Annotated in this window: 24 protein-coding genes and 1 pseudogene; 19 read left to right on the forward strand and 6 right to left on the reverse strand. The window is 61.8% G+C overall.

Annotated features, from left to right (window positions below):
- Nucleotides 1-104 precede the first annotated feature (104 nt).
- Nucleotides 105-1,199, forward strand: coding sequence for a DUF4238 domain-containing protein (locus tag FJ974_RS14835; RefSeq protein WP_181177179.1), 1,095 nt, complete (start codon nt 105-107; stop codon nt 1,197-1,199).
- 33 nt (nt 1,200-1,232) lie between these two features.
- On the opposite strand, the gene FJ974_RS14840 is transcribed toward FJ974_RS14835, so the two are convergent.
- Entirely contained in the window at nt 1,233-2,174 is a 942-nt protein-coding gene (locus tag FJ974_RS14840; protein ID WP_140534333.1) for an HNH endonuclease, read from the reverse strand.
- A 49-nt stretch (nt 2,175-2,223) separates the two neighbouring features.
- On the opposite strand from FJ974_RS14840, the pseudogene FJ974_RS14845 reads away from it, so the two are divergent.
- The 3 genes and pseudogenes from FJ974_RS14845 to FJ974_RS14855 form a co-directional block, all read left to right on the forward strand.
- A pseudogene (locus tag FJ974_RS14845) lies at nt 2,224-2,564 on the forward strand (transposase); the annotation flags it as partial.
- A gap of 99 nt (nt 2,565-2,663) precedes the next feature.
- Complete coding sequence (ligD, locus tag FJ974_RS14850) at nt 2,664-4,433, forward strand: DNA ligase D (protein WP_140534330.1); 1,770 nt, start codon at nt 2,664-2,666, stop codon at nt 4,431-4,433.
- A gap of 91 nt (nt 4,434-4,524) precedes the next feature.
- On the forward strand, nt 4,525-4,980 hold the full coding sequence (locus tag FJ974_RS14855) for a MucR family transcriptional regulator (protein WP_140534328.1): 456 nt from the start codon (nt 4,525-4,527) through the stop codon (nt 4,978-4,980).
- Between the two features lie 30 nt (nt 4,981-5,010).
- Here the strand turns inward: FJ974_RS14855 and FJ974_RS14860 are convergent, their stop codons facing one another.
- From FJ974_RS14860 to FJ974_RS14875, 4 genes are read right to left on the reverse strand one after another with little or no spacing between them, the layout of a single operon-like run.
- Entirely contained in the window at nt 5,011-5,274 is a 264-nt protein-coding gene (locus FJ974_RS14860; protein WP_181177178.1) for a hypothetical protein, read from the reverse strand.
- Nucleotides 5,264-5,584, reverse strand: coding sequence for a hypothetical protein (locus tag FJ974_RS14865; protein WP_181177177.1), 321 nt, complete (start codon nt 5,582-5,584; stop codon nt 5,264-5,266). The genes FJ974_RS14860 and FJ974_RS14865 overlap by 11 nt, the downstream gene beginning before the upstream one ends.
- Before the next feature lie 15 nt (nt 5,585-5,599).
- Nucleotides 5,600-5,986 carry a hypothetical protein gene (locus tag FJ974_RS14870; RefSeq protein WP_140534327.1) on the reverse strand — a complete coding sequence of 129 codons (387 nt, stop codon included), beginning with the start codon at nt 5,984-5,986 and terminating at the stop codon, nt 5,600-5,602.
- A complete protein-coding gene (locus FJ974_RS14875; RefSeq protein ID WP_140534325.1) occupies nt 5,952-6,161 on the reverse strand; it encodes a hypothetical protein in 210 nt (69 codons plus the stop codon). The genes FJ974_RS14870 and FJ974_RS14875 overlap by 35 nt, the downstream gene beginning before the upstream one ends.
- 562 nt (nt 6,162-6,723) lie before the next feature.
- On the opposite strand from FJ974_RS14875, the gene trbB reads away from it, so the two are divergent.
- From trbB to FJ974_RS14930, 11 genes are read left to right on the forward strand one after another with little or no spacing between them, the layout of a single operon-like run.
- Entirely contained in the window at nt 6,724-7,707 is a 984-nt protein-coding gene (gene trbB / locus FJ974_RS14880; RefSeq protein ID WP_140534323.1) for a P-type conjugative transfer ATPase TrbB, read from the forward strand.
- The gene (locus FJ974_RS14885; protein ID WP_140534322.1) at nt 7,704-8,021 is read left to right on the forward strand and encodes a TrbC/VirB2 family protein; all 318 of its coding nucleotides are present in this window, start codon (nt 7,704-7,706) and stop codon (nt 8,019-8,021) included. The genes trbB and FJ974_RS14885 overlap by 4 nt, the downstream gene beginning before the upstream one ends.
- The gene (locus FJ974_RS14890; RefSeq protein WP_140534320.1) at nt 8,021-8,302 is read left to right on the forward strand and encodes a VirB3 family type IV secretion system protein; all 282 of its coding nucleotides are present in this window, start codon (nt 8,021-8,023) and stop codon (nt 8,300-8,302) included. The genes FJ974_RS14885 and FJ974_RS14890 overlap by 1 nt, the downstream gene beginning before the upstream one ends.
- A gap of 10 nt (nt 8,303-8,312) precedes the next feature.
- Nucleotides 8,313-10,778, forward strand: coding sequence for a conjugal transfer protein TrbE (gene trbE, locus FJ974_RS14895; protein WP_140534319.1), 2,466 nt, complete (start codon nt 8,313-8,315; stop codon nt 10,776-10,778).
- On the forward strand, nt 10,778-11,533 hold the full coding sequence (gene trbJ / locus FJ974_RS14900; RefSeq protein ID WP_140534317.1) for a P-type conjugative transfer protein TrbJ: 756 nt from the start codon (nt 10,778-10,780) through the stop codon (nt 11,531-11,533). Before trbE ends, trbJ begins: the two co-directional genes overlap by 1 nt.
- 11 nt (nt 11,534-11,544) lie before the next feature.
- Nucleotides 11,545-11,859, forward strand: a complete 315-nt coding sequence (gene trbK-alt / locus FJ974_RS14905) for a putative entry exclusion protein TrbK-alt (RefSeq protein ID WP_140534315.1) — start codon at nt 11,545-11,547, stop codon at nt 11,857-11,859.
- Nucleotides 11,860-11,861: 2 nt separating this feature from the next.
- Nucleotides 11,862-13,235 carry a P-type conjugative transfer protein TrbL gene (gene trbL / locus FJ974_RS14910; protein WP_140534313.1) on the forward strand — a complete coding sequence of 458 codons (1,374 nt, stop codon included), beginning with the start codon at nt 11,862-11,864 and terminating at the stop codon, nt 13,233-13,235.
- 3 nt (nt 13,236-13,238) lie between these two features.
- Nucleotides 13,239-13,928 (forward strand): conjugal transfer protein TrbF, encoded by a 690-nt coding sequence (gene trbF / locus FJ974_RS14915; protein ID WP_140534312.1) that lies wholly within the window; start codon nt 13,239-13,241, stop codon nt 13,926-13,928.
- Nucleotides 13,925-14,986 carry a P-type conjugative transfer protein TrbG gene (gene trbG, locus FJ974_RS14920; RefSeq protein ID WP_140534310.1) on the forward strand — a complete coding sequence of 354 codons (1,062 nt, stop codon included), beginning with the start codon at nt 13,925-13,927 and terminating at the stop codon, nt 14,984-14,986. Before trbF ends, trbG begins: the two co-directional genes overlap by 4 nt.
- Nucleotides 14,983-16,125 carry a TrbI/VirB10 family protein gene (locus FJ974_RS14925; protein WP_140534308.1) on the forward strand — a complete coding sequence of 381 codons (1,143 nt, stop codon included), beginning with the start codon at nt 14,983-14,985 and terminating at the stop codon, nt 16,123-16,125. Before trbG ends, FJ974_RS14925 begins: the two co-directional genes overlap by 4 nt.
- Nucleotide 16,126: 1 nt before the next feature.
- Entirely contained in the window at nt 16,127-16,351 is a 225-nt protein-coding gene (locus tag FJ974_RS14930) for a DUF2274 domain-containing protein (protein ID WP_140534307.1), read from the forward strand.
- Nucleotides 16,352-17,214: 863 nt separating this feature from the next.
- On the opposite strand, the gene FJ974_RS14935 is transcribed toward FJ974_RS14930, so the two are convergent.
- Complete coding sequence (locus tag FJ974_RS14935; RefSeq protein ID WP_140534303.1) at nt 17,215-18,126, reverse strand: LysR family transcriptional regulator; 912 nt, start codon at nt 18,124-18,126, stop codon at nt 17,215-17,217.
- Nucleotides 18,127-18,364: 238 nt separating this feature from the next.
- Between FJ974_RS14935 and FJ974_RS14940 the strand changes: the two genes are divergently transcribed.
- From FJ974_RS14940 to FJ974_RS14955, 4 genes are all read left to right on the forward strand, one after another.
- Nucleotides 18,365-18,529: a helix-turn-helix domain-containing protein gene (locus tag FJ974_RS14940; RefSeq protein WP_264296733.1), complete on the forward strand. Its 165-nt coding sequence runs from the start codon at nt 18,365-18,367 to the stop codon at nt 18,527-18,529.
- Nucleotides 18,530-19,035: 506 nt separating this feature from the next.
- Nucleotides 19,036-19,695: an ABC transporter permease gene (locus FJ974_RS14945; RefSeq protein WP_140534300.1), complete on the forward strand. Its 660-nt coding sequence runs from the start codon at nt 19,036-19,038 to the stop codon at nt 19,693-19,695.
- 11 nt (nt 19,696-19,706) lie between these two features.
- Nucleotides 19,707-20,456 carry an ABC transporter permease gene (locus tag FJ974_RS14950; protein WP_140534298.1) on the forward strand — a complete coding sequence of 250 codons (750 nt, stop codon included), beginning with the start codon at nt 19,707-19,709 and terminating at the stop codon, nt 20,454-20,456.
- 60 nt (nt 20,457-20,516) lie between these two features.
- The gene (locus FJ974_RS14955; protein ID WP_140534296.1) at nt 20,517-21,365 is read left to right on the forward strand and encodes a transporter substrate-binding domain-containing protein; all 849 of its coding nucleotides are present in this window, start codon (nt 20,517-20,519) and stop codon (nt 21,363-21,365) included.
- Nucleotides 21,366-21,405: the final 40 nt, after the last annotated feature.

The following is a 21,405-nucleotide window of genomic DNA, read 5'->3' on the forward strand; positions in this document are numbered from 1 at the left end:
GGTCTTCTCTCGGCCCCATTCCGGCCGCTTGAAGCAACGGCTTAGCGCGCCTTTAAAGCTAAGTGCTTGTTTCCATGGATCGGAACGGTGGATTATACTATTGCATGGCGGAGAACAAGAATCAGCATTTCGTTCCCAGAGTGCACCTAGCGCCTTTTAGCGTCTGCGCAGAAGGCAAAGCCATCCATCTGTTGAATCTTGATCGGAAGAAGGTAATTTTCGACGCGCCGGTGAAAAATCAGTGTTCCAGGGATTACTTCTATGGGCAGGATTGGAAGCTCGAAGAGGCCATTCAGGCCGTCGAGGGACACTACGGCCAATGTGTTGCTTCCCTCCACAAACCAGGCGCGGTTATCGACGCGTCGCGTGCCACGGTCTTGAGGCGTTTCGCCTATCTGCAGCATGTCCGCACAGAAGCTGCTGCGCATCGATCCGCAGAGTTCGTGTTCGCCGCAACGAACTTTAGTGGTGTCAGCTTCGAACAACCGACATTCAAGGAGGCCGTGAATACCGCCGTCATTGCGGCGATGCGCCACTACGCACACACGATGACCGTCGTGGACGATCTTAAGGTGCGAGTTGTTCGAAACCTCACGTCAGTGCCTTTCCTCACATCCGACGATCCTGCCGTTCTCGCCAACCGGTGGCATCAGCAGCGTGTGCAAGACAGATCCTTCGGCGTCTCCAGTGCTGGAGCCTTGCTGTTCCTGCCGCTTACGCCAACACTCCTTGCCGTTTTCCTGGATGGTGATGTCTATCAAGCTGAGCATGTCGGCGGCTGGATCAGTGTGTCAAACCCAGCGGACATTCTTGCCTGTAACCATCAGCAGATATTGAACTGTGCGGCAAATCTGTATTTTGGTGATCGGAGTTCGGGAATCGATGTGCAAACGATGGCGGCCTCTGTCGCGCAGCTGAGGCTGCCCAGCCGGTTCGATGTTGTGGTGGCTGTAGCTGACGGCGGGACCGCAACCCACTCTCGCTACGCAGTCGTGGAACCGAAAAACGTCGTCGAGCACGACGATGTGCTTGTTCATGTCAAAGCGGTCAGGCCAATCCCGCCGCGATGGCCCTCGTTCGTCAAGTTTCGCAACAAGCCTTTCGTCTTCACCAATGATACCGGCGCAGGCTTTCGACGTCGGACTACAGCGATATCGCGCCTCCAGAACAGTCCGTGTTGGCGCAAGGTGCGTGGCTAAGGACCAATGCGGCGTCGGCACCTCGGTGATATGTCAGGCGTCCGATTGCTCTGTTTCTTCGAAGACCACGAACAGCGTGTCCTCTTCTTCGTTCAGCGCAACATCGCGTCGGTAAGAGAGGGATTCATTGGGGGCTTGGTAAACAGTCTTTGCCGTTAACCTTGGAAGGCTATCGAAGATCATTTGCGCGGGCTCCAGTTCACCAAAGAAGCCGATCAAGCGGCGATTGTGGTTCCATTCCAAGGCCCAAGCCCACGTCTCTGCGGACGGATGCTTCCTTGTGATGAGTTTGAAGAAACCGTCGGCGGAGATCGCGAGAAAGCGACAGTCCCAGAGCTCGACCGTGCGCATGAAGCCTTTCATTAGCGCATTGCCCCAATCGCTGCGGATGGCCGTCATAACGGGATGATAGCCATGAAGCCAGTACCCGCCACGACGGATGTCATGGTTATAGGTCTGCATGTAGAAAAACGCCATCAACTGCAAGCGCGCCAGTTCAAAGGCACGCTGGTCGTCGATCTGGGGCGGAGAAGAAAATTGGAACGATATGTTGATGCCTGGCCCGAGGCTGCCGCGGATATTTATGCCTTCGCTACTATCCTTCACCGGCTTTCGGGTACGACGACTGCGGGCATCGTTCGCCTTCCGGCGCGCCTCCTCCATCGCGCCCGTGTCATCATGGCCGTAGCGCCCCCAGGCGTCGGGCTGAAGAGTAATCGCAGAAATGTCGTCCTCAAGGTCGGCCTTGCGTGAGTTGCAGCGTTGGCAGGCATTCAGGATTAGATTCCATTGTCCATGCAATTTACCCTTGGGCACGAAGCGGCGTCCGATCACGTGCTCGCGAGAAATGTTGCCTGCCAAAAGGGTGGTGCCGCAATAGACGCAGGCGCGATTGTTGAGCGCTGTCGGTCGCTCCGGCACCATTTCAATTTGGCGGGAATGGGCGGCGGATGATTCCATGTGCAGACGGTACACGATCCCTTGCCTGCCGAACAGATCGGGAACACAATAGTCTGTGTCTGATATCGAACCAGAGTCGCTAGTCGCTCCTCGCCAGCATAGCCGCGATCACCTGCGTTACGGAAGCGACCTGAGCGATGCGGAGTGGGAGATCCTGACCCCTTACATGCCGCCGCGGGCCGGGACAGGTCGGCCGCGCCGATGGTCGATGCGCGAGATCGTGATCGCCATCTTCTATGTACTGCGGGCCGGCTGCGCCTGGTGCCTGCTTCCCAAGTGCTTCCCTCCGGCGACCACGGTTTACGGGTGGTTCCTGCGGTTTCGCCGCGAGGGACTGCCATCAACCATCATCTGGTCATGCAGGACCGCGAGCGGGTCGGGCGCGAGGCCTGCCCTTCGGCGGCAACAGGTGAGGCGTTATTCGCATTACATTCATTTTTGCTAAAATTCTCGGAACCGATGGCGCCCGCCCGGTTTGAATCCCTGTTCAGGGAGTCCGAGTACATGCGTAAACAGACGGGCCAACTCACCTTTATCGAGTTTCAATCGCCGACGCTGGTCCAGAAGGCTCCCGATGACGATGAGTGGCTGCATGAGATCAAATATGATGGCTACCGGACGGAGCTTGTCATCGAAGGTGGCGCCGCACGTGCCTTCACTCGTCGCGGCTACGACTGGTCGCACCGTTACAAGCGTATTGTCCAGACCGCGGCCAACCTGCCGGTCAAATCCGCCATCATTGATGGCGAAGCTGTCGTTCTCGGCAGTACCGGCCTGCCGGATTTTCAAGCCCTTGAGCGGGAGTTGGGGAATCCGAACTCGCCGAAGCTGATGTTCTTTGCATTTGACCTTCTGCACCTCAACGGCCGCGATCTTCGACCACAGCCGCTGGTTCAGCGCAAAGCCGCCCTGCGAGACCTGCTTGAGAAAGCGGCGCCGACGCTGACCTATGCCGAGCATCTGGAGCTGGGTGGTAAAGAGGTGTTCGACCACGCCTGCCGCATGGGCCTGGAGGGCATTGTCTCCAAGCGAGCAGATTCTCCTTACCGGTCCGGTGTCCAGGCGAGCTGGCTCAAGATGAAATGTATCAAGAGCGACACGTTTCCGATTGTGGCATTCGTCGAGAAAATCGGTGCCCGACCGCGCCGCATTGCTTCTTTGTACGTCGGCAGGCGAGAAGGCGACCGGCTGCTTTATGCCGGGAAGGCCCAAAGCGGCTATACGCTGGAAGCAGCGCGGAGCGTTCGCGAGCGCCTTGACCCCCTCATCACCGACAAATCCCCCCTGTCTGAACCAATCGACAAGCCCAAGGCGACATGGGTCAAACCAGTGGTCCTTGCCGAGGTGCAGTTCAGCGGCGTGACGGATCGTGGAATCTTGCGCGAGGCGGTGTTCAAGGGAGTGCGCGAGGACCTTCAGCCCATTCCCGCCAAGCCGCCGTCGCCCTCCAAGCGCAGGTCGGACCGCCAACATGGCGTCCCTCGCGAGAACATACTGCAGCTGCTCCCCGAAGCTGTCGCGCCTTCTAAGGAAGAGCTCGCGCGGTACTGGGAGCGGGTGGCCGATCAGGCTCTGATCCATCTAGGCCGACGACCATTGAAGCTCGTCCGCCATGCTTTCGGCGCCACCTTCTACCACAAGGGACCGCTGCCTCGGATACCGCGGTCCGTGCACCAGCTTCGGGTTCAAAAACGCGAAGGCGGTGAAGGTGTCCGGGTCTGGGTGGATGATTTCGACGGCCTGCTCGGCTTGATCGAAATGGATGCTGTCGAGCTTCATCCGTGGAACGCTACGATTGACGATGTCGAACATGCCGACCGGCTTGTCCTGGACCTCGACCCCGGCGACGGCGTCTCATGGGATGCGGTGATCGAAGCAGCGCTGTCGCTACGCGGCATTTTGGAAGCAGCTGGCTTGGAGAGCTGGCCGAAGGTCACCGGCGGAAAAGGGCTTCACTTAATGGCACCGCTCGCCGCGAAGATGACCCATGACAGGGCCCGCCAACTGGCCAAATCGCTCGCCCAGTGTCTCGTTGACGCCGATCCTGACCGGTACCTGCTGTCAGCCGACCCGGCGGCTCGGAGAGGCCGCATCTTCCTTGACTACCTTCGCAACGGTCGGGGCAATACGGCCGTCGGCGCGTTTTCTCCACGAGCTCGCCCCGGCTTCCCAATCGCTCATCCAGTTACATGGAAACAAGTTGAAGAAGGCATCCGGCCAGATACCTTCTCCATCGTCCATCCATTCCGGGCGGCAACCGGCAAGGCAGCCTGACCGAGTGAGGTTGTGCCTCTCCCCCGCCTTTTCCAAGATAATTGCACCTGTCACCGTTTCCTAATAGGACACAGCGAAACAGGAACTGGAAATGGACGAGGCAAGCAAGCAGATGAATTCCGAGCTGTTGGAACTCACGGCAGATATTGTGGCGGCTTACGTGCAAAAGAACGCCGTGCCTGCGACCAGCCTCCCGGATTTGATCGCCAGCGTTAGTACTGCTCTGTCAGGCTTAATCGAGCCGGTCGCCCCACCGCCGCCAACCCTCACACCAGCAGTGAACCCCAAGAAGTCGGTATTTCCTGACTACATCGTGAGCCTTGAGGACGGGCGCAAGTTTAAGTCAATGAAGCGCCACCTTGGGTTGCTCGGCATGACACCTGACGAGTATCGGATGAAGTGGGGTCTCGCAAAAGACTATCCTATGGTGGCGCCGAGCTATGCGGCCCAGCGGTCGGCCCTTGCGAAATCTATTGGCCTTGGTCGCAAGGCGGCAGCTAAAACCCCGCCCAAGAAGGCACCCGCGAAACGGAAAATTAAAACCTGAAGTCAAGGCATATCCGCACAGGAGCCTTCATCATTCCATGTCGGGCACATCGCCACCCACGAAGAGGGTTGCAGGCTCCCCGTATTCGCCCAGCGAAGGGTTGGCTTCACGCGACCACGCAATGACACCAGCATGCTTGCCCGCCAGTCCCTTCGCGGTCCGTATCGCCCGGTCCTCGGTCTGCTGCTCGGCTGGCCCAAAGACCGGCTGAAGGTCCCCGGTCTCATCCCGGTCGAACGCGGTGACGACGATCAGCTTCGGTGCTTTCTTTTGAGGCAGCAGGTTATCCGACATGTCGTTTCTCTTTCCGCTGGACTAAGAGCCGGTCGAAGGTGAGCGGTGCGGGAGGAAGGATCTCGGTCATCTCGAAAAGCGGCACCAAAGGTACTCCCGGCTCAGCTGTTTTCTGCTTGGCTTTCAGGTCGGTGATCTCCTCGTCGCGCCTCGCGATCCGGCTTTCCAGATTGGCAATGCGCTCCGTCAGGAAATAGCGCCCGACGGCAAATCCGCCGCATCCAAACAATATGGCGAACGAGGCAAAGGGGGCCGGATTTGCCATCACCAGCGCCGCATTACTCTGTATGAATACGATCAGGTCATGCATGGGCAAACCCCGCCGTCATGATGCCGTGAACAGCTCAAGCTGTCGCTGATCCCGCGGTAGATCGTAGTAGCCCGGCGCTCTCCGTTCCGCGTACTGCTCCGCAAGCCTGCAGGGCTCGTAGAAAGCGACGCGCAAGACGGGAACGATCCGCTCCTCATAGAGGTCATGCTCTTCGTCGCTGAGTTCTTCCAAATCGCATCCGGCCAGGTTGTAGGCTACGTCGTCCTCTGGCCGGTTGTCACCGAAATGCCCTGCCTTGCGAAGCGCCGCAAGCACGTCGAGACATGCCTCCTCGAACGTCTCGCTCCATTCATCCGCGCTGTCGTAGCCGAAGGGCGGCACAGGAATCGGTAGCAACTCCACGGCCTCACCCGACAACAGGCGGCGTATCGTCGTAGCCAATGGACACTATCCCTGGATGCCGGTGGGCTATGGCGAGGATCTGGGTCTCGAGCTCGCAATTGTAAGCCATGAGCGCCTTCACAGTCTCAAGCGGGCTATCGTAACGAGCGATTAGCTTCACTGCTTCTGAATGCAGCTCGGCTTTGGCCTCGGCGTCAAAGTACATCGTGCCCATTGAGCTTCCTCCTAGCGTGTCGCGCGGCGTGGCGCAGTGAGCGCGTCAAGTCGTTCCTGCAGGTGCCCATTGAGCACGACTTAAGGGCTTTCATTAAGTCGCCCTTGTGCACCGCAACGAACCTGTCGGCCGTCGCTTGCAGGGCGGCCGCTTGGCGGCTGTCCAGCGTCACAACGTGGTCCATCAGGTCACTCCAAAACGCTTGATGGCGATGAGAACAAAAACAGAACAGTGAGTCAAGACGGAATTGACTCATCGAGGAATTACTTCCTATTTTTCCGATCATGCCGGAACCGAGCAGAGACCGGTCCGACAACATGCCGGCGAGATTAGCTGTCAGCTGGATGTTCCCCCGATGTTCCAACGCGCTACGCAGAAGAGGAACGTCCGGAATGCCCGCTGGCGCGCGTCGTACCAATTGGGGGGCCACCGCCGTTCGCCTGTATTTGCACGCCACACTACGATGGTGGTGGAAACCTGTTGAACCGGCCAGATTTCTGGTTCTCTTGATCGTCCCCGAGCGGGGGCCGTCTGAGTTGGTCCCGACTCAAACGGGGACAAGATGGCTGCTTCGCAAAACGGCACCGAAGGACGAGCGCGCAGTTCGCGCATGCTTCGCACTGCGTTCGGCTCCGCCATCACCCGGTTCCTGGACGATCCGGCCATCGTTGAGGTGATGCTGAACCCCGACGGTCGCATTTGGGTAGACCGCCTTGTGGAAGGTCTGGCCGAGACGGGGGAGACGCTCTCAGCCGCTGACGGCGAGCGCATCGTGCGCCTTGTCGCGCACCATGTCGGCACGGAAGTGCACTCGCGCTCGCCGCGCGTTTCGGCCGAGTTGCCGGATACCGGCGAACGCTTTGAAGGCCTGCTTCCGCCTGTCGTTGCCGCACCGGCCTTCGCGATCCGAAAACCCGCCGTCGCCGTGTTCACCCTCGCTGACTACGTCGCCGCCGGCATCATGAGCACCGGCCAGGCCGCGACATTGCGCGCTGCTGTGGCCGCTCGTGCAAACATCCTCGTCGCCGGCGGCACGTCGACCGGCAAGACGACGCTGACCAACGCTCTGCTCGCCGAAGTAGCCAATAGTGCGGATCGGATCGTCATCATCGAAGATACCCGCGAGCTGCAATGCACGGCGCCCAACCTAGTCGCCATGCGGACCAAGGAAGGCGTCGCCTCTCTCTCCGACCTGGTCCGCTCCTCGCTCCGCCTGCGGCCGGACCGCATTCCCATCGGCGAGGTCCGCGGCGGCGAAGCCCTCGACCTTCTGAAGGCGTGGGGCACCGGACATCCAGGCGGCATAGGCACCATCCACGCAGGATCCGGGATCGGCGCTCTGCGCCGTCTCGAGCAACTCATCCAGGAAGCTGTCGTCACCGTCCCGCGCGCTTTGATAGCCGAGACCATACACGTTGTCGCCGTTCTCTCCGGACGCGGTTCGGCGCGTCGGCTCACCGAACTCACCCGCGTCGAAGGGCTTGGCCCCGACGGCGACTATCGCACCTCCCAAGCCACCTTGCACACCACAGGAGACCATTCATGATCCCCGCTTACCGCCAAGGCACTGCCGCAGCCACGACGCTTGTTCTTCTCATGATCGCCCCTGCGGCCCATGCGGCCGGCTCTTCGATGCCTTGGGAGCAGCCGTTGGAGAAAATCCTTCAGTCGATCGAGGGACCAGTCTCCAAGATCATTGCCGTCATCATCATCATCGTGACAGGCCTGACGCTTGCATTTGGCGATAGTTCGGGCGGCTTCCGGCGGCTCATCCAGATCGTCTTTGGCCTGTCGATCGCCTTTGCGGCGTCGAGCTTCTTCCTCTCGTTCTTCTCATTTGCGGGCGGGGCGCTCATCTGATGTTGACCGCTTTCGAAAGTCTCGACGCGGTGCCGGGCTTCGTGGTCCCGGTCCACAGGGCGCTGACCGAGCACATCCTGCTCGGTGGCGCACCGCGTTCCATCGCGATCCTCAACGGCACGCTCGCCAGTGCGGTCGGCCTCGGGCTGCGACTTTGGCTGCTCGGTCTCCTTATCTGGGCTCTCGGGCATCTCGTCGCGGTGTGGGCCGCCAGACGCGATCCGCTTTTCGTCGAAGTCGTTCGCCGGCATCTGCGCATGCCCGGTCATCTGTCGGTTTGAGGGCTCGGCCATGATGAACCTTGCCGAATTTCGCCATACCGCCAGCCGCCTTGCCGACTATCTGCCTTGGGCCGGGCTGGTCGCGCCAGGCGTCGTGCTGAACAAGGATGGCAGCTTTCAGCGCACCGCAAGATTTCGCGGACCCGACCTCGAGTCCGCCGTAGCCGCCGAACTGGTGGCTGTCGCCTCACGCATCAACAGCGCCTTGCGCCGCCTCGGCTCGGGGTGGGGAATCTTCGTCGAGGCGCAGCGGCATGAGGCGTCGAACTATCCCGAGAGTCAGTTTCCCGATCCGGCCTCCGACCTGCTCGACGCGGAGCGCAAGGCAGACTTCGAGGAGGAGGGGGTTCATTTCATTTCGAGCTACTTCCTCAGCTTCCTCTATCTGCCGCCGGCCGACGAGGCCGCTCGCACGGAGGGATGGCTCTACGAGGGGCGCGAACGGTCCAGCGTCGATCCCGGTGAAATGCTGCGCGCCTTCGTCGAGCGCACCGAACGCGTGCTCTCCCTGCTCGATGGCTTCATGCCGGAATGCCGATGGCTCGATGACGGTGAGACGCTCACATACCTGCATTCCACCGTTTCGACCAAGCGCCATCGCGTTCGCGTTCCCGAGACGCCGATCTATCTCGATGCGCTGCTGGCCGACCAGCCACTCATCGGCGGACTCGAGCCGCGCCTTGGCGACCAGCATCTTCGTATCCTCACAGTCGTGGGCTTTCCGACCGCGACGATGCCAGGCCTGGTCGATGATCTCAACCGGCTCGCCTTTCCCTACCGTTGGACGACGCGCGCGATCCTGCTCGACAAAGTCGATGCCGGCAAGCTGCTGACAAGAATCCGGCGGCAATGGTTTGCTAAACGCAAGAGCGTCGCCGCTATCCTGAAGGAAGTCATGACCAACGAGGCGTCGGCGCTCGTCGACACCGACGCCGCCAACAAGGCGGCCGACGCCGATGTGGCATTGCAGGAACTCGGCGCCGACGTGTCGGGCATGGCCTATGTCACGGCGACCGTTACGGTCTGGGACGCCGACCCGCGCCTGGCGCAAGAGAAACTGCGACTCGTCGAGAAAGTCATCCAGGGTCGCGACTTCACCGTCATGAACGAAACGGTCAACGCAGTCGACGCCTGGTTGGGCTCATTGCCCGGACATGCCTATGCCAACGTCCGGCAGCCACCAATCTCGACGCTCAATCTCGCCCACATGATTCCCCTCTCTGCCGTGTGGGCGGGGCCGGAACGGGACGAGCATTTCGGTAGCCCCCCCTTGCTTTATGGCAAGACCGAAGGCTCGACCCCGTTCCGGTTGTCGCTGCATGTCGGCGATGTCGGCCACACGCTGGTGGTCGGCCCGACAGGCGCCGGGAAGTCGGTTCTGCTTGCAGTGATGGCCCTGCAGTTCCGCCGCTATCCACGCGCCCAGGTTTTCGCCTTCGACTTCGGTGGTTCGATCCGTGCCGCGGTCCTTGCCATGGGCGGGGACTGGCACGATCTTGGGGGCGGGCTCACCGATGGCGCGCAAGCATCTGTATCGCTTCAACCTCTCGCCCGGATCAACGATACCTACGAGCGCGCGTGGGCAGCCGATTGGCTGACGGCTATCCTCGCGCGCGAAGGCATCCCAATCACCCCGGACGCCAAGGAGCATATCTGGACCGCGCTGACGTCGCTCGCCTCGGCACCGGTCGAGGAGCGCACCATCACCGGCCTGAGTGTGCTGTTGCAGGCGAGCGACCTGAAGCAGGCTCTGCGGCCTTACTGCGTCGGCGGCCCCTATGGTCGGTTGCTCGATGCGGAAGCCGAGCACCTCGGCGCCTCATCGGTGCAGGTCTTCGAAATCGAGGGCCTCGTTGGAACCGGAGCAGCACCCGCCGTGCTGTCTTACCTGTTTCATCGGATTGGCGACCGGCTCGATGGGCGACCGACATTGCTGATCATCGATGAGGGCTGGCTCGCCCTTGACGACGAAGGTTTCGCCGGCCAACTCCGCGAATGGCTGAAAACGCTGCGCAAGAAGAACGCCAGCGTGATTTTCGCCACCCAGTCGCTGTCCGATATCGACAATTCGGCCGTCGCACCAGCAATCATCGAGAGCTGCCCGACCCGGCTGCTTTTGCCGAACGAGCGTGCGATCGAACCGCAGATCACAGCCATCTATCGCCGGTTTGGTCTCAACGACCGCCAGATCGAGATCCTGGCGCGAGCAACCCCCAAACGCCACTACTACTGCCAATCGCGGCGCGGCAACCGGCTGTTTGAACTTGGCCTGTCCGAGATTGGCCTCGCCCTCTGCGCCGCATCGTCCAAGACGGACCAGGCTCTTATCGACAGCGTGCTCGCTGAGCACGGCCGCGACGGCTTTCTCGCCGCCTGGCTGCGAGCGCGCAACGTTGGCTGGGCCGCCGACCTGGTTCCAGGCCTGACCCACACCCAACCCATTCCCAACCCACAAGCTGAAAAGGAGCCTCGATAATGAGCACCCCGAAAACCCGCAGACACGCGCTTGTGCTGGCCGTGGCGCTACTCGCCCCGCCAATCGCGATACTGCCCCTGGTTACGCCGGCGCACGCGCTCATCGTCTTCGATCCGTCGAACTATGCGCAGAACGTTCTGACCGCGGCGAGATCGCTCCAGCAGGTCACCAACCAGATCACGTCGCTTCAGAACCAGGCCCAGATGCTGATCAACCAGGCCCGCAATCTCGCGAGCCTGCCGTTCTCCTCTCTGCAGCAATTGCAGCAATCGGTGCAGCGTACGCAACAGCTCCTCAACCAGGCGCGGAACATCGCTTTCGACGTTCAGCAGGTCGACAAGATCTTCCAGCAGCAATATGGCGACATCTCTCTCTCCACGTCCGATCGGCAGCTTGTCGCTGATGCGCGCTCGCGCTGGCAGAACACGGTTGGCGGCCTTCAGGATGCCATGCGTGTGCAGGCGGGCGTCGTCGGAAACATCGAGACGAACCGCTCGCAAATGTCGGCGCTGGTCGGCGCCAGCCAATCGGCCACGGGAGCGCTCCAGGCAACACAGGCAGGCAACCAGTTGCTTGCGTTGCAGGCGCAGCAACTCGCCGACCTCACCGCGGTCATGGCCGCGAACGGCCGTGCGCAGGCGCTGAGCGAAGCCGAACGTGCAGCCGCGGCCGAACAGGGCCGCGAGCAGCGCCGCCGGTTCCTGACCCCGGGCTCCGGCTATCAGCCCAGCACCGCCAGGATGTTCAACCAGTGAGGGTTAGACCGATGGATGGCGGGATGCTCGCTCGCATGGTTGCCGTCATTTTCGTCGCCGTCGCCGTCACCGCGGCTGCGCTCGAGTTGACCGGGAAGAAGGGGAGGCCGGCCGACGCGGCTCCGTTGTCGTCGACTTCGGCACCGAACCCCCTGCGTGAGGGTCTTCGCCGCTGTCAGATCCTCGGCGAGGCCGCGCTGCGCGACCAGGAGTGTTCGCGCTTGTGGGCCGAACAGCGAGATCGTTTCCTTGGATTCGAGACGCCGTTCACGACCTTCGCGGAGCCGGGCGCCTCGCCAGATGGGATCAGGCAGGGGGCTCGATAGGCATGGGCGACACCGGCCTCATCGACCAGTTCCTCGGGACTTTCACTCGATACATCGACAGCGGCTTCGGCCTGCTCGGCGGCGAAGTCGCCTTCGTCGCCACAACACTGATCGTCATTGACGTGACGCTCGCGGCACTGTTCTGGAGTTGGGGCGCGGACGACGACATCCTTGCACGGCTTGTCAAGAAGACGCTGTTCGTCGGCGTCTTCGCCTATCTGATTTCCAACTGGAACAACCTTGCCCGCATCATCTTTGAAAGCTTCTCCGGGCTTGGGCTGAAGGCGAGCGGTACCGGCTTTACGGTTCAGGACCTGCTGCGGCCAGGCAAGGTGGCGCAGACCGGGCTTGACGCGGGACGGCCGTTGCTCGAGGCCATCTCCGGGCTGATGGGCTACGTGTCCTTCTTCGAAAACTTCATCCAGATCGCTTGCCTGCTTTTCGCCTGGGCCCTCGTCCTGCTTGCCTTCTTCATTCTGGCGGTCCAGCTGTTCGTCACGCTCGTTGAATTCAAGCTCTCGACGCTGGCCGGCTTCGTCCTGATCCCCTTCGGCCTTTTCGGCAAGACCGCCTTCATGGCCGAACGCGTGCTTGGCAACGTCATCTCCTCCGGCATCAAAGTGCTCGTCCTTGCCGTGGTCATCGGCATCGGCTCTACGCTTTTCAGTGAGTTTACCCGTGGCTTTGGCGGCGAAAGCCCCACCATCGACCAGGCAATGGCGATCGTGCTGGCGGCCTTGTCACTGCTCGGTCTCGGGATCTTCGGCCCCGGCATTGCCAACGGTCTCGTCTCCGGCGGACCACAACTCGGAGCCGGTGCTGCTGTCGGTACGGGCCTCGCGGCTGGCGGCATGGCGCTCGTCGCCGGCGGCGCCGCGGGCCTTGCGACGCGGAGCGGAGCAGCAGCTTTCTCGGGTGCGGCTTCCGCCGCGCGTGGCGGCTCGTTCCTGGCCGGGGGCGCCTCGGCTGCCTATACGCTGGGCTCGGCCGGCCAAACTGGCGGCGCTGGTATCACCGCCGGGGTGAGCGGTGTTGCAAGCGCTGGCGTCTCCGCCATGGCCTCACCGCTCAAACGCGCCGCCACCCGCGCCAGCCAGTCGATGAAGTCTAGCCTGATTTCCGGCACAAACGTCGCCGTCGCGGCGACAGGTGGATCGTCGAGCCTCGGAACGCTGGGAGGCGGGGCCACACCCAATGGACCGTCGTCCGGCCGCGTCGGCGAAACCGGCAGCCCGGCACAAGGGCCGCCCGACTGGGCCAGACGCATGCAACGGTCCCGGCGCTTGTCCCATGGCATCCAGACCACGGCCCATGCCGTGCGCGCCGGAGAGGCCCACGGCAGCGGAACTTCCATCTCTCTCTCCGAAGGCAAGTGATCCATGAACATCTTTCGAAGACCCGCCGTTCACTACGGCAAGACACCGCAACCCGAGACTCCTTATCAGAAGGCCGCGCAGGTCTGGGACGAGCGGATCGGCTCTGCACGCGTCCAGGCCAGGAACTGGCGCACCATGGCCTTCGGATCGCTGATCCTCTCGGCCGGCCTGGCTGGCTCCATGGTCTGGCAGTCGTCCCGGGGCACGGTCGTGCCATGGGTGGTGCAGGTCGATAACGTAGGACAGGCGCAAGCCGTTGCGCCTGCGACCAGAGACTACAAGCCGACCGATCCGCAGATAGCGTGGCACCTGGCCCGCTTCGTCGAGCAGGTCCGCTCGATCCCGGCCGATCCGATCATCGTGCGACAAAATTGGCTGCGCGCCTATGAATGGACGACCGACCAGGGAGCGGCGGCGCTCAATGATTATGCCCGAGCCAACGATCCCTTCGCCAAGATCGGCAAGCAGCAGATTGCGGTCGAAGTCTCCTCTGTCATCCGCGCCTCCGCGGATTCCTTTCGCGTCGCCTGGATCGAACGTCAGTATGAAAACGGCAGGCTTTCCGTCACCGAGCGCTGGACCGCCATCCTGACAATCGTTGTCCAGCCGGCGACCGACGTCGATCGGCTTAAAGCCAATCCGCTTGGCATCTATGTCAACGCCATCAACTGGTCGCGGGAGATGAACCAATGATGCCGGCATTCCGTGACCTTGCGGCTCCGGCTTATCGGGCGTCCGCCTTCGCAGCGGTCTTGCTGTCGGCCACCGCGTTTGGGGGTTGCGCCACACCTCAGAAGCCACCCCGCATTGCCTACGACGCCTTCGTGCCGCCATTGCCGGACGTCGCGCCTATTGCGACGGATGAGCAGCCGAAACCACTGCACGTTCCACCAGCCTGGAGGCCGGCGCGAGGAGGTGCCGCCGGCGACACGCCGTCCGTGCGCGTCGAGAACGCCAACGCTGCCGCGCGTATCCAGCCGCGCCGTGAAGGGTACTATAACGCCATCCAGATCTATCCCTGGAGTGAGGGGGCGCTTTACCAGGTCTACGCTGCCCCTGGGCAGATAACGGACATTGCGCTGGAGCCCGGAGAGAGCCTGACTGGCACGGGTCCGATCGCGGCCGGCGATACCGCGCGCTGGATCATTGGCGACACCGAAAGCGGATCGGGTGTCACCCGGCGCGTCCACGTGATGGTCAAACCCGCACGCGCGGACATAACCACGAATCTCGTCATCACCACCGACCGGCGCGTTTATATGATCGAGCTGCGGTCAGGCGAGAAGCCTTACATGCCGGCTGTGGCCTGGGCGTACCCGGCCCGGCCGGCGGGACAGGGGCAGACCTTGCCCGCCACGCCGGCCATCCCGCAAATCCCCGCGCGCAACTATCGCTACGGTCTCACAGGCGACGCGCCGCCCTGGAAGCCCGTGGCCGTCTATGACGATGGGCGACGCGTCTACGTCGAGTTTCCGCGCGGCATCGTGCAGGGCGAAATGCCGCCCATCTTCGTCATCGGGCCGGACGGCGATTCCCAGATCGCCAACAGCCGTGTCTACCAGAACATCCTGATCGTCGACCGCCTCTTCGGCGCGGCGGAATTGCGGCTTGGCAGCGGCAAACGCCAACAGACTGTCAAGATCGTCCGCACCGATCGGTCGAGAACGGCTCGACTGCCGCTGACGTCAGGGTTCGACGGGTCGTCCGCAGCCATGGAAGCACCGAAGCAAGGGGGAGGGCAACGATCATGAAAGAATCCGAAACCGCCGCCGCGCCTATGCGGCTACGCGCCGAGCCGCCGCGTGTGACCCGCCTGTCGCGCAAGGTTCTCGCTGGGATCGGCTTCGTTGCGTCCCTTGGCGTCGGCGGTGCGCTGATCTATGCGCTGCAGGTCCGCGACAGGGCAACGCCCGGCGAGGAGCTTTATTCGACCTCCAATCTGCAGCGCGCCGACGGGCTGGCCAACCTCCCACGCGATTATACCGGGCCCATACTCGGGCCCCCGCTGCCTGGAGATCTCGGTCGGCCAATTCTGGAAGCCCAGAAGAAGGGGCAGCCCCTTGTACCGCCGACGATCGCCACACCCACGGTCGACGAAGCTGAACAACGCCGGCAGGCCGAACAGGAGGCGGCCCGGACGTCGCGCGTCTTCTTCGAAACGGGAGCGGTAACGGAGACAACCACCGAACCGCCCGGCAATGCTGCCAGCCCGAGCCTTGCCGGCCTAGACCCTGCTGGACAGACACGACAGGATCGCCAGCTTGCCTTCCTCAATGCCGCCGCCGACCGGCGCACCGTGGCGCCCGACCGTGTCGTGGCTCCGGCATCGCGCTTCGTGCTTCAGGCCGGAGCCGTTATCCCCGCCGCGCTGATAACCGGCATCCGTTCCGATCTGCCCGGGCAGATCACTGCACAGGTGACGGAGAATATCTACGACAGTCCGACGGGCAGGGCGCTTCTGATCCCGCAAGGCACCCGCGTCATCGGCGAGTATGATAACGGGGTTGGCTTCGGGCAGCGGCGTGTGCTGCTTGCCTGGAACAGGCTGATCTTCCCCGATGGCCGCTCCATCGTCTTGGAGCGGCAACCCGGGGCGGATGCGCAGGGCTATGCCGGCCTCGAGGACGGGGTCAATTACCACTGGGGTGAGTTGTTCAAGGCGGCGGCGCTCTCAACCATCCTCAGCGTAGGCGCCGAAGCTGGCTCTTCCGGTCAGGAGAGTGACATGGTCCGAGCGCTGCGCAGCGGCGCTTCCGACAGCGTCAGCCGCGTCGGCCAGCAGATCGTCCAGCGCCAGCTCGACATAGCACCGACACTGACGATCCGGCCGAGCTTCCCCGTGCGTGTGATCGTGACACGCGATCTCAAACTCGATCCCTACGGAGGCTGAAATGGCAAAGCTGAAACTTGGCCCGATCGCGGACGACAAACCCATCAAGGTAACCGTCGAACTGCCCGCGCGGCTACATCGCGAGCTGTCCAAATATGCCGAAATCCTTGGCCGAGAATCTGGACAGCCGTCCACCGATCATGTCCGCCTGATTGTGCCTATGCTTGAGCGCTTCATCGCAACCGATCGCGGCTTTGCGAAAGCTAAGCAGGAGCCTAAGGCTTAGTCGGCGCCGGCTTGGTGGGCAACGTGTCCCGACTTTCTCGGGAACCAAATGCGGTGGTTCTGGTTCGGCGCCATACCGCCCCGGACCTGAATCCGGACGAGGCTTTGGTGTTGCTCCGAGGCCGGAGATCGAGGTGCCTACTATTATTATGGCTTCGACGATTCGCGGCAACCGGGAGCTCGGTACAAGGACGGCCGATGAAAAGGCGCACCAATAGAGAGAGACCGGACCCGAGGTGGAACACCGCGGCCGCCGTCGATAGCGGCTCTTTCCGAGACAAGACGGCCGGCATGGATCCCGCCGCCGCTCCGATGGAAACGGACGCAGAGGCCGGCGGCTCCTCTCAACCGGGGGGGCTCGGTGAACCGCCATCTCCGCTGAAAAAGGGAGAGGCGAAGGGTAATCAAGCCTCGTACGGGACGGCAATGCGTCGCCTTGCCGGGATGCCATCTGCGGATCGAGGCTGGTGGCCCCTCCTCCCCCTCCTAATCGTGGTCATCGTGGCGGCGGTGCTGTTGACGATTTTGGCCACTGTATGAACGTCAGCCACCGAGGTTCTGGAAGTTGCGCCTGCAGACAATGTACCCGGTTCTGGGATTGTGACGCGACCCGCGCCGTCGGGACCTCGGCCGGAGGCCCACATGGGATTGCAACATGCAGTTCCAGCGTTGGTGAGGGAACAAGCCGTGAAGCTGCGAATCTAGCGTAGAAAGATTTCGTTGCGTTGAAGGGCTGTTCGTAGATTCGCGTGCAGCTAAGCTGGCCACGCACCGGAGTCGCGAGCGGGTCCGCTACAACCTCCTGGGGGTGACCTACCAGGGATCTAAAACTAGCGTTGGCGCGGGCGGCTCCTTGGAAAAGCACTATGCAGGCGGAGCTGGAGCGAAGGCAGACAATATCGCATCGAGGGACACATTCAATGCGTTGGAAAACGTCCTGCCCTTCTGCCAGATCGCAACGTAATGATAGAGCGCGGATGGTTCTACCGGTTTCACTCCCAACGCGAACGCCTTGTATTCGCGTGCGATGATTTCATTGGTTATTGAGATGCCGAGGCCTGCCGAAACGAACCCAGCCTCATGGCCGTTCGAATCGTATTCGACCAGGATGTCAGGCTCAATGCCGGTGAAACGCAAGGCATTGAAATTCATCTGATGTGAAGCGAACTGAGGGTCGATATCGATGATAGTTTCGCCGGCCAAGTCCTGCGCTTCGATGCAAGAGTGTTTGGAGAAGCGATGTTCAGGATGAAAGATGCACACGTTGCGCGCGGACCCGAGCGGGGCCCATTCGAACAGGCGGGAATCCAGGGGCAGCCTTGATATTCCCAGATCCGCCACTCCGGACAAGATGTGCACACCGACTTGCTCGTGGCTTCCAGATATTGAGCGGACACTCGACGCGGTCTTGGAGCGGATCGTCGCCACCACCTTCGGCAAGGTCACAAAACCGAACACGGCAGGCGCGGCGATTGCGATCCGTTGCTGCTCGTCGTTTTTCATCGCCGTGATGGACGCTTCCAGCCGATCGAGCGATGTCAGGGCCAGTTCCACGTTCCGCAGGAATTCCCAGGCTTCCTGCAACGGGAGGATGCGGTTTGCCGATCTTTTGAAGAGCGCAATGCCCAGCGCCGCTTCAAGCTGTTTTACCTGCTGACTGACGGCTGGCTGACTTATTCCGACTGCGGCGGCTGCCCGCCGCGTCGAGCCGGTCCTTAACACCTCGCGAAAGACCTGTAGTTGTCGCAGCTTCAAGCCGCTCTGCAGCAACTCCATTCTTGCGCTCCTTCCCGAAGCCTTCCTGAGCCAAGCGGTAGATGCCTGGCCGGCAGATGAGGCGAGAGCCGCTTCGATGCACGATGCCTGGATCGCGTCCGATGCGCGGCGCCTGAATCCACCATCGTATAGTCATTATAGTGACTGGTAAAGCTGAACGTTTGCTTATCGCTATGCGCGCATGCGGCTGGCTAAGATTTTTGGAGCGAACGTTCGCAGGGTCCGCCTGAAACGCGGAATGACCCTGGAAACGCTGGCGACCGAAGCTGGCCTCGCCTACAGCTATGTGGGCGGCATCGAACGCGGTCAGAGAAACCCCAGTCTGGATGTCGCCGAGCGGATCGCGAAGGTTTTGGAGAGCGATCCGGTCACACTGTTTCGAGCAAGCTCTCCGTCGGAATAGCGGCTGCCGCAAGGTTCGGGGTGCTGACAGCACAGGGCAGCCTCTCGCTCGGGCGTCGCGGTCTGACATCGCGCCTGGGCCGCCGCCTGTTCGGCAGGTGAGCCACTCCTGGTCATGGCACTTGCGTCCTGCCTCCCCGTTCTCGGAAGCGACAGGGCAGGGCGGCCCCAGCCTGTGACGCGGCGACTTTGCTCTCGATTGTGCGACGCAAGCGTTGACCCGGACGCTCCGCCCGCCGTCAGCCCTCTTGAGATCTTGCCGCGTCAGCCGCGGAAAATTCGGAACCCACACCGCACAACAATCTCAAGTATATAACGGCACCTTATAGAGTAGATTTTCAAATTTATAGATTGATCGAGATTGTTCAGGATTTTAAGATAGAGAAAGGTTCGCAAATTAACTAGGAATTACTTCTTGAACAATTGGCAACCCTGGGTAATCAGACTTGGCCGGCGTCGCAATTGGAATGGCACGGCTTGCGTAAACGCGAGTCAGGGAAGCGCTCCATGAATGGTTTCGCTGCTCAGTTTATTGCCGCATTCGCGACAACCGTGGGCCTTGCTCTTGTCAGTGGATGCCTGGGTACAACGATCGGACTGTTTCTGGCGATTTCGAAGGGCGCGGCCATGCCCCGCCTCAAGCGTGCTGTGACGGCCTACACGACGATGGTCCGTGGCGTTCCAGAACTTCTGATTATCCTGCTCATCTACTTCGGCGGAACCACCTTGGCCAGCAAGGTCGCCGGCCGATACGTGGAGGTGAATGCGTTCACGGCCGGGGTCATCGCGCTCTCGGTCGTCTTCAGCGGTTATGCGACGGAGGTCTTCCGGGGCGCGATCGCGGCAGTGCCGGCGGGCCAGACCGAGGCGGCGAAATCCCTTGGGTTGAATGCATGGCAGCGTTGGGTGTTCGTCGTTGGCCCGCAGATGCTGAGGCTGGCGCTGCCCGCCTACGGCAACCTGTGGATTTCGCTGTTCAAGGACACCGCGCTGGTTTCGGTCGTCGGCCTCACCGACATCATGCGTGTTGCCTATGTCGGCGCCGGGTCGCTGCGCGCACCGCTGACCTTCTACCTCTCGGCGTCGGCTCTCTATCTCTCCCTGACGACGGTCACGCTGCTGTCGATCCGTTTGGCGGAGCGGCGCTTCCCCGCGTTCGGTCGATAGGGAAGCGTCCCATGAACCTCGGCTTGATGCTCGATGCGGTGGTGGTGCTGTCTTCAGGCCTGCTGCTCACCGTGACTCTGACGGCTTTATCGCTCGCGGCGGGATTTCTTGTCTCCGTCCCGCTGGCGTTCGTCCGTGCCTTCGGCCGCCCCGGTCAATCCCTCACGGTGCTCGCCTACACCTATGTCTTTCGCGGCACGCCCATGCTCGTTCAGCTCTTCCTCCTCTATTACGGACTGAGCCAGATCCCGGCGGTGCGCGCCAGTCTCTTCTGGGTCATCCTGCGCGACCCGTTCTGGTGCGCCCTATTGACCTTTTCGCTGAACAGCGCCGCTCACACCACGGAAATCCTCTGTCGCGGTCTCCAGTCCGTGCCGCGAGGAGTCGTGGAGGCGGCCTCGGCGCTGGGCTTGAAGCGTCTGCAAATCGCCCGTCTCGTCACCTTCCCGATCGCGTTCAGGATCTCGCTTCCCGCCTATGGCAACGAGGTCGTGGGCATGATCAAGGGCTCGTCCCTCGCAAGCACGGTGACGCTGCTCGAGATAACCGGCATGGCCCGACAGATGGTGTCGGCGACATTCGCGCCCTACGAAATCTTCATCGTCGCCGGAGCGATCTACCTTTCACTCACGTCGTTGGCCGTGAAGGCGACCCAGTTCCTGGAACGACGGCTTTCGAGCGAAGGCAATCCAAAACAGCGACGCAAGGCGCGCATCAGCCCGTCCTTGCCTGATCACAAGATCACGACCCCCATGACGTAACCCCGCGGCTTTGCGGCTCACATTCCACCGAAGATCCAAAACCAACCAAAGAGGTGCCTTATGCGCATACCCCTGGCTATTGCTGTTTCCATAGCATCCCTGATGACGGCTTGCCCCGTCAGGGCCGAAATCGAGCGTACGATATCGATCGCCACCGAAGGCGCGTCACCGCCCTGGGACGGCACCGACGCGAACGGCAAGCTTTACGGCTACGATATCGATGTCGGTCTCGAACTGTGCCGCCGCGTCAAGATCAAATGCGCCTTCGTCGCGCAGGACTGGGATGGCATCATTCCCGCACTGCTCGTCGGCAAGTACGATGTCATCATGTCAGGCATGGCGATCACGGAAAAGCGCAAGCAGTCCATCGCCTTCTCGGTTCCTTATGCCGCCGGCTTCAATCAGTTCGTCGTGCGCAAGGAGATTGGGCTCGACGCCGGCGACATCAAGGAGAAACTCAACCTCTCGATGGTCGGGACCAGGGAGAAGGCGATCATCGAACGCCTCAGGTCGACGCTCCGGGGCAAGGCAATCGGGGTCCTGCGCTCATCCAACTCCGAGGCTGTCTTGAAGGATCTCTTCGGCGATATCGTGACGCTGCGAAGCTATGACAGTCTGGACAATTTGAAGCTCGACCTTGCCGCGGGCCGGGTCGATGGCGGGCTGGCCGACTATTTCACCTGGCGGGATTTCCTGGAGACGCCGGACGGCTCGATCGCGGTCTTCTTCGGGCCGGAGCTGAACGGCGGCCTGTGGGGGCCGGGGGTGGGTGCCGGCATGCGCAAGGAAGATGCCGAACTGCTCGGCAAGTTCAACACGGCAATCGAAGCGGCGACGAGGGACGGAACGATGAAGGCGCTGAGCCTGAAGTGGTTCAAGATGGACATATCGCCCACCTTGGCGAAATAGCCCGCCCACCGGCCCCGGCATCGATATAGTGCTGGCCGGG

This window comes from Mesorhizobium sp. B1-1-8, assembly GCF_006442795.2.
Taxonomy (GTDB): Bacteria; Pseudomonadota; Alphaproteobacteria; order Rhizobiales; family Rhizobiaceae; genus Mesorhizobium.

Bases quoted from the DNA above. Each gene is read 5' to 3' on its own strand.
- FJ974_RS14835 (WP_181177179.1), top strand. From the start codon at position 105: ATGGCGGAGAACAAGAATCAGCATTTCGTTCCCAGAGTGCACCTAGCG.
- ligD (WP_140534330.1), top strand. From the start codon at position 2,664: ATGCGTAAACAGACGGGCCAACTCACCTTTATCGAGTTTCAATCGCCG.
- FJ974_RS14855 (WP_140534328.1), top strand. From the start codon at position 4,525: ATGGACGAGGCAAGCAAGCAGATGAATTCCGAGCTGTTGGAACTCACG.
- FJ974_RS14860 (WP_181177178.1), bottom strand. From the start codon at position 5,274: ATGTCGGATAACCTGCTGCCTCAAAAGAAAGCACCGAAGCTGATCGTC.
- FJ974_RS14865 (WP_181177177.1), bottom strand. From the start codon at position 5,584: ATGCATGACCTGATCGTATTCATACAGAGTAATGCGGCGCTGGTGATG.
- FJ974_RS14875 (WP_140534325.1), bottom strand. From the start codon at position 6,161: ATGGGCACGATGTACTTTGACGCCGAGGCCAAAGCCGAGCTGCATTCA.
- trbB (WP_140534323.1), top strand. From the start codon at position 6,724: ATGGCTGCTTCGCAAAACGGCACCGAAGGACGAGCGCGCAGTTCGCGC.
- FJ974_RS14885 (WP_140534322.1), top strand. From the start codon at position 7,704: ATGATCCCCGCTTACCGCCAAGGCACTGCCGCAGCCACGACGCTTGTT.
- FJ974_RS14890 (WP_140534320.1), top strand. From the start codon at position 8,021: ATGTTGACCGCTTTCGAAAGTCTCGACGCGGTGCCGGGCTTCGTGGTC.
- trbE (WP_140534319.1), top strand. From the start codon at position 8,313: ATGATGAACCTTGCCGAATTTCGCCATACCGCCAGCCGCCTTGCCGAC.
- trbJ (WP_140534317.1), top strand. From the start codon at position 10,778: ATGAGCACCCCGAAAACCCGCAGACACGCGCTTGTGCTGGCCGTGGCG.
- trbK-alt (WP_140534315.1), top strand. From the start codon at position 11,545: ATGGATGGCGGGATGCTCGCTCGCATGGTTGCCGTCATTTTCGTCGCC.
- trbL (WP_140534313.1), top strand. From the start codon at position 11,862: ATGGGCGACACCGGCCTCATCGACCAGTTCCTCGGGACTTTCACTCGA.
- trbF (WP_140534312.1), top strand. From the start codon at position 13,239: ATGAACATCTTTCGAAGACCCGCCGTTCACTACGGCAAGACACCGCAA.
- trbG (WP_140534310.1), top strand. From the start codon at position 13,925: ATGATGCCGGCATTCCGTGACCTTGCGGCTCCGGCTTATCGGGCGTCC.
- FJ974_RS14925 (WP_140534308.1), top strand. From the start codon at position 14,983: ATGAAAGAATCCGAAACCGCCGCCGCGCCTATGCGGCTACGCGCCGAG.
- FJ974_RS14930 (WP_140534307.1), top strand. From the start codon at position 16,127: ATGGCAAAGCTGAAACTTGGCCCGATCGCGGACGACAAACCCATCAAG.
- FJ974_RS14935 (WP_140534303.1), bottom strand. From the start codon at position 18,126: ATGGAGTTGCTGCAGAGCGGCTTGAAGCTGCGACAACTACAGGTCTTT.
- FJ974_RS14940 (WP_264296733.1), top strand. From the start codon at position 18,365: ATGACCCTGGAAACGCTGGCGACCGAAGCTGGCCTCGCCTACAGCTAT.
- FJ974_RS14945 (WP_140534300.1), top strand. From the start codon at position 19,036: ATGAATGGTTTCGCTGCTCAGTTTATTGCCGCATTCGCGACAACCGTG.
- FJ974_RS14950 (WP_140534298.1), top strand. From the start codon at position 19,707: ATGAACCTCGGCTTGATGCTCGATGCGGTGGTGGTGCTGTCTTCAGGC.
- FJ974_RS14955 (WP_140534296.1), top strand. From the start codon at position 20,517: ATGCGCATACCCCTGGCTATTGCTGTTTCCATAGCATCCCTGATGACG.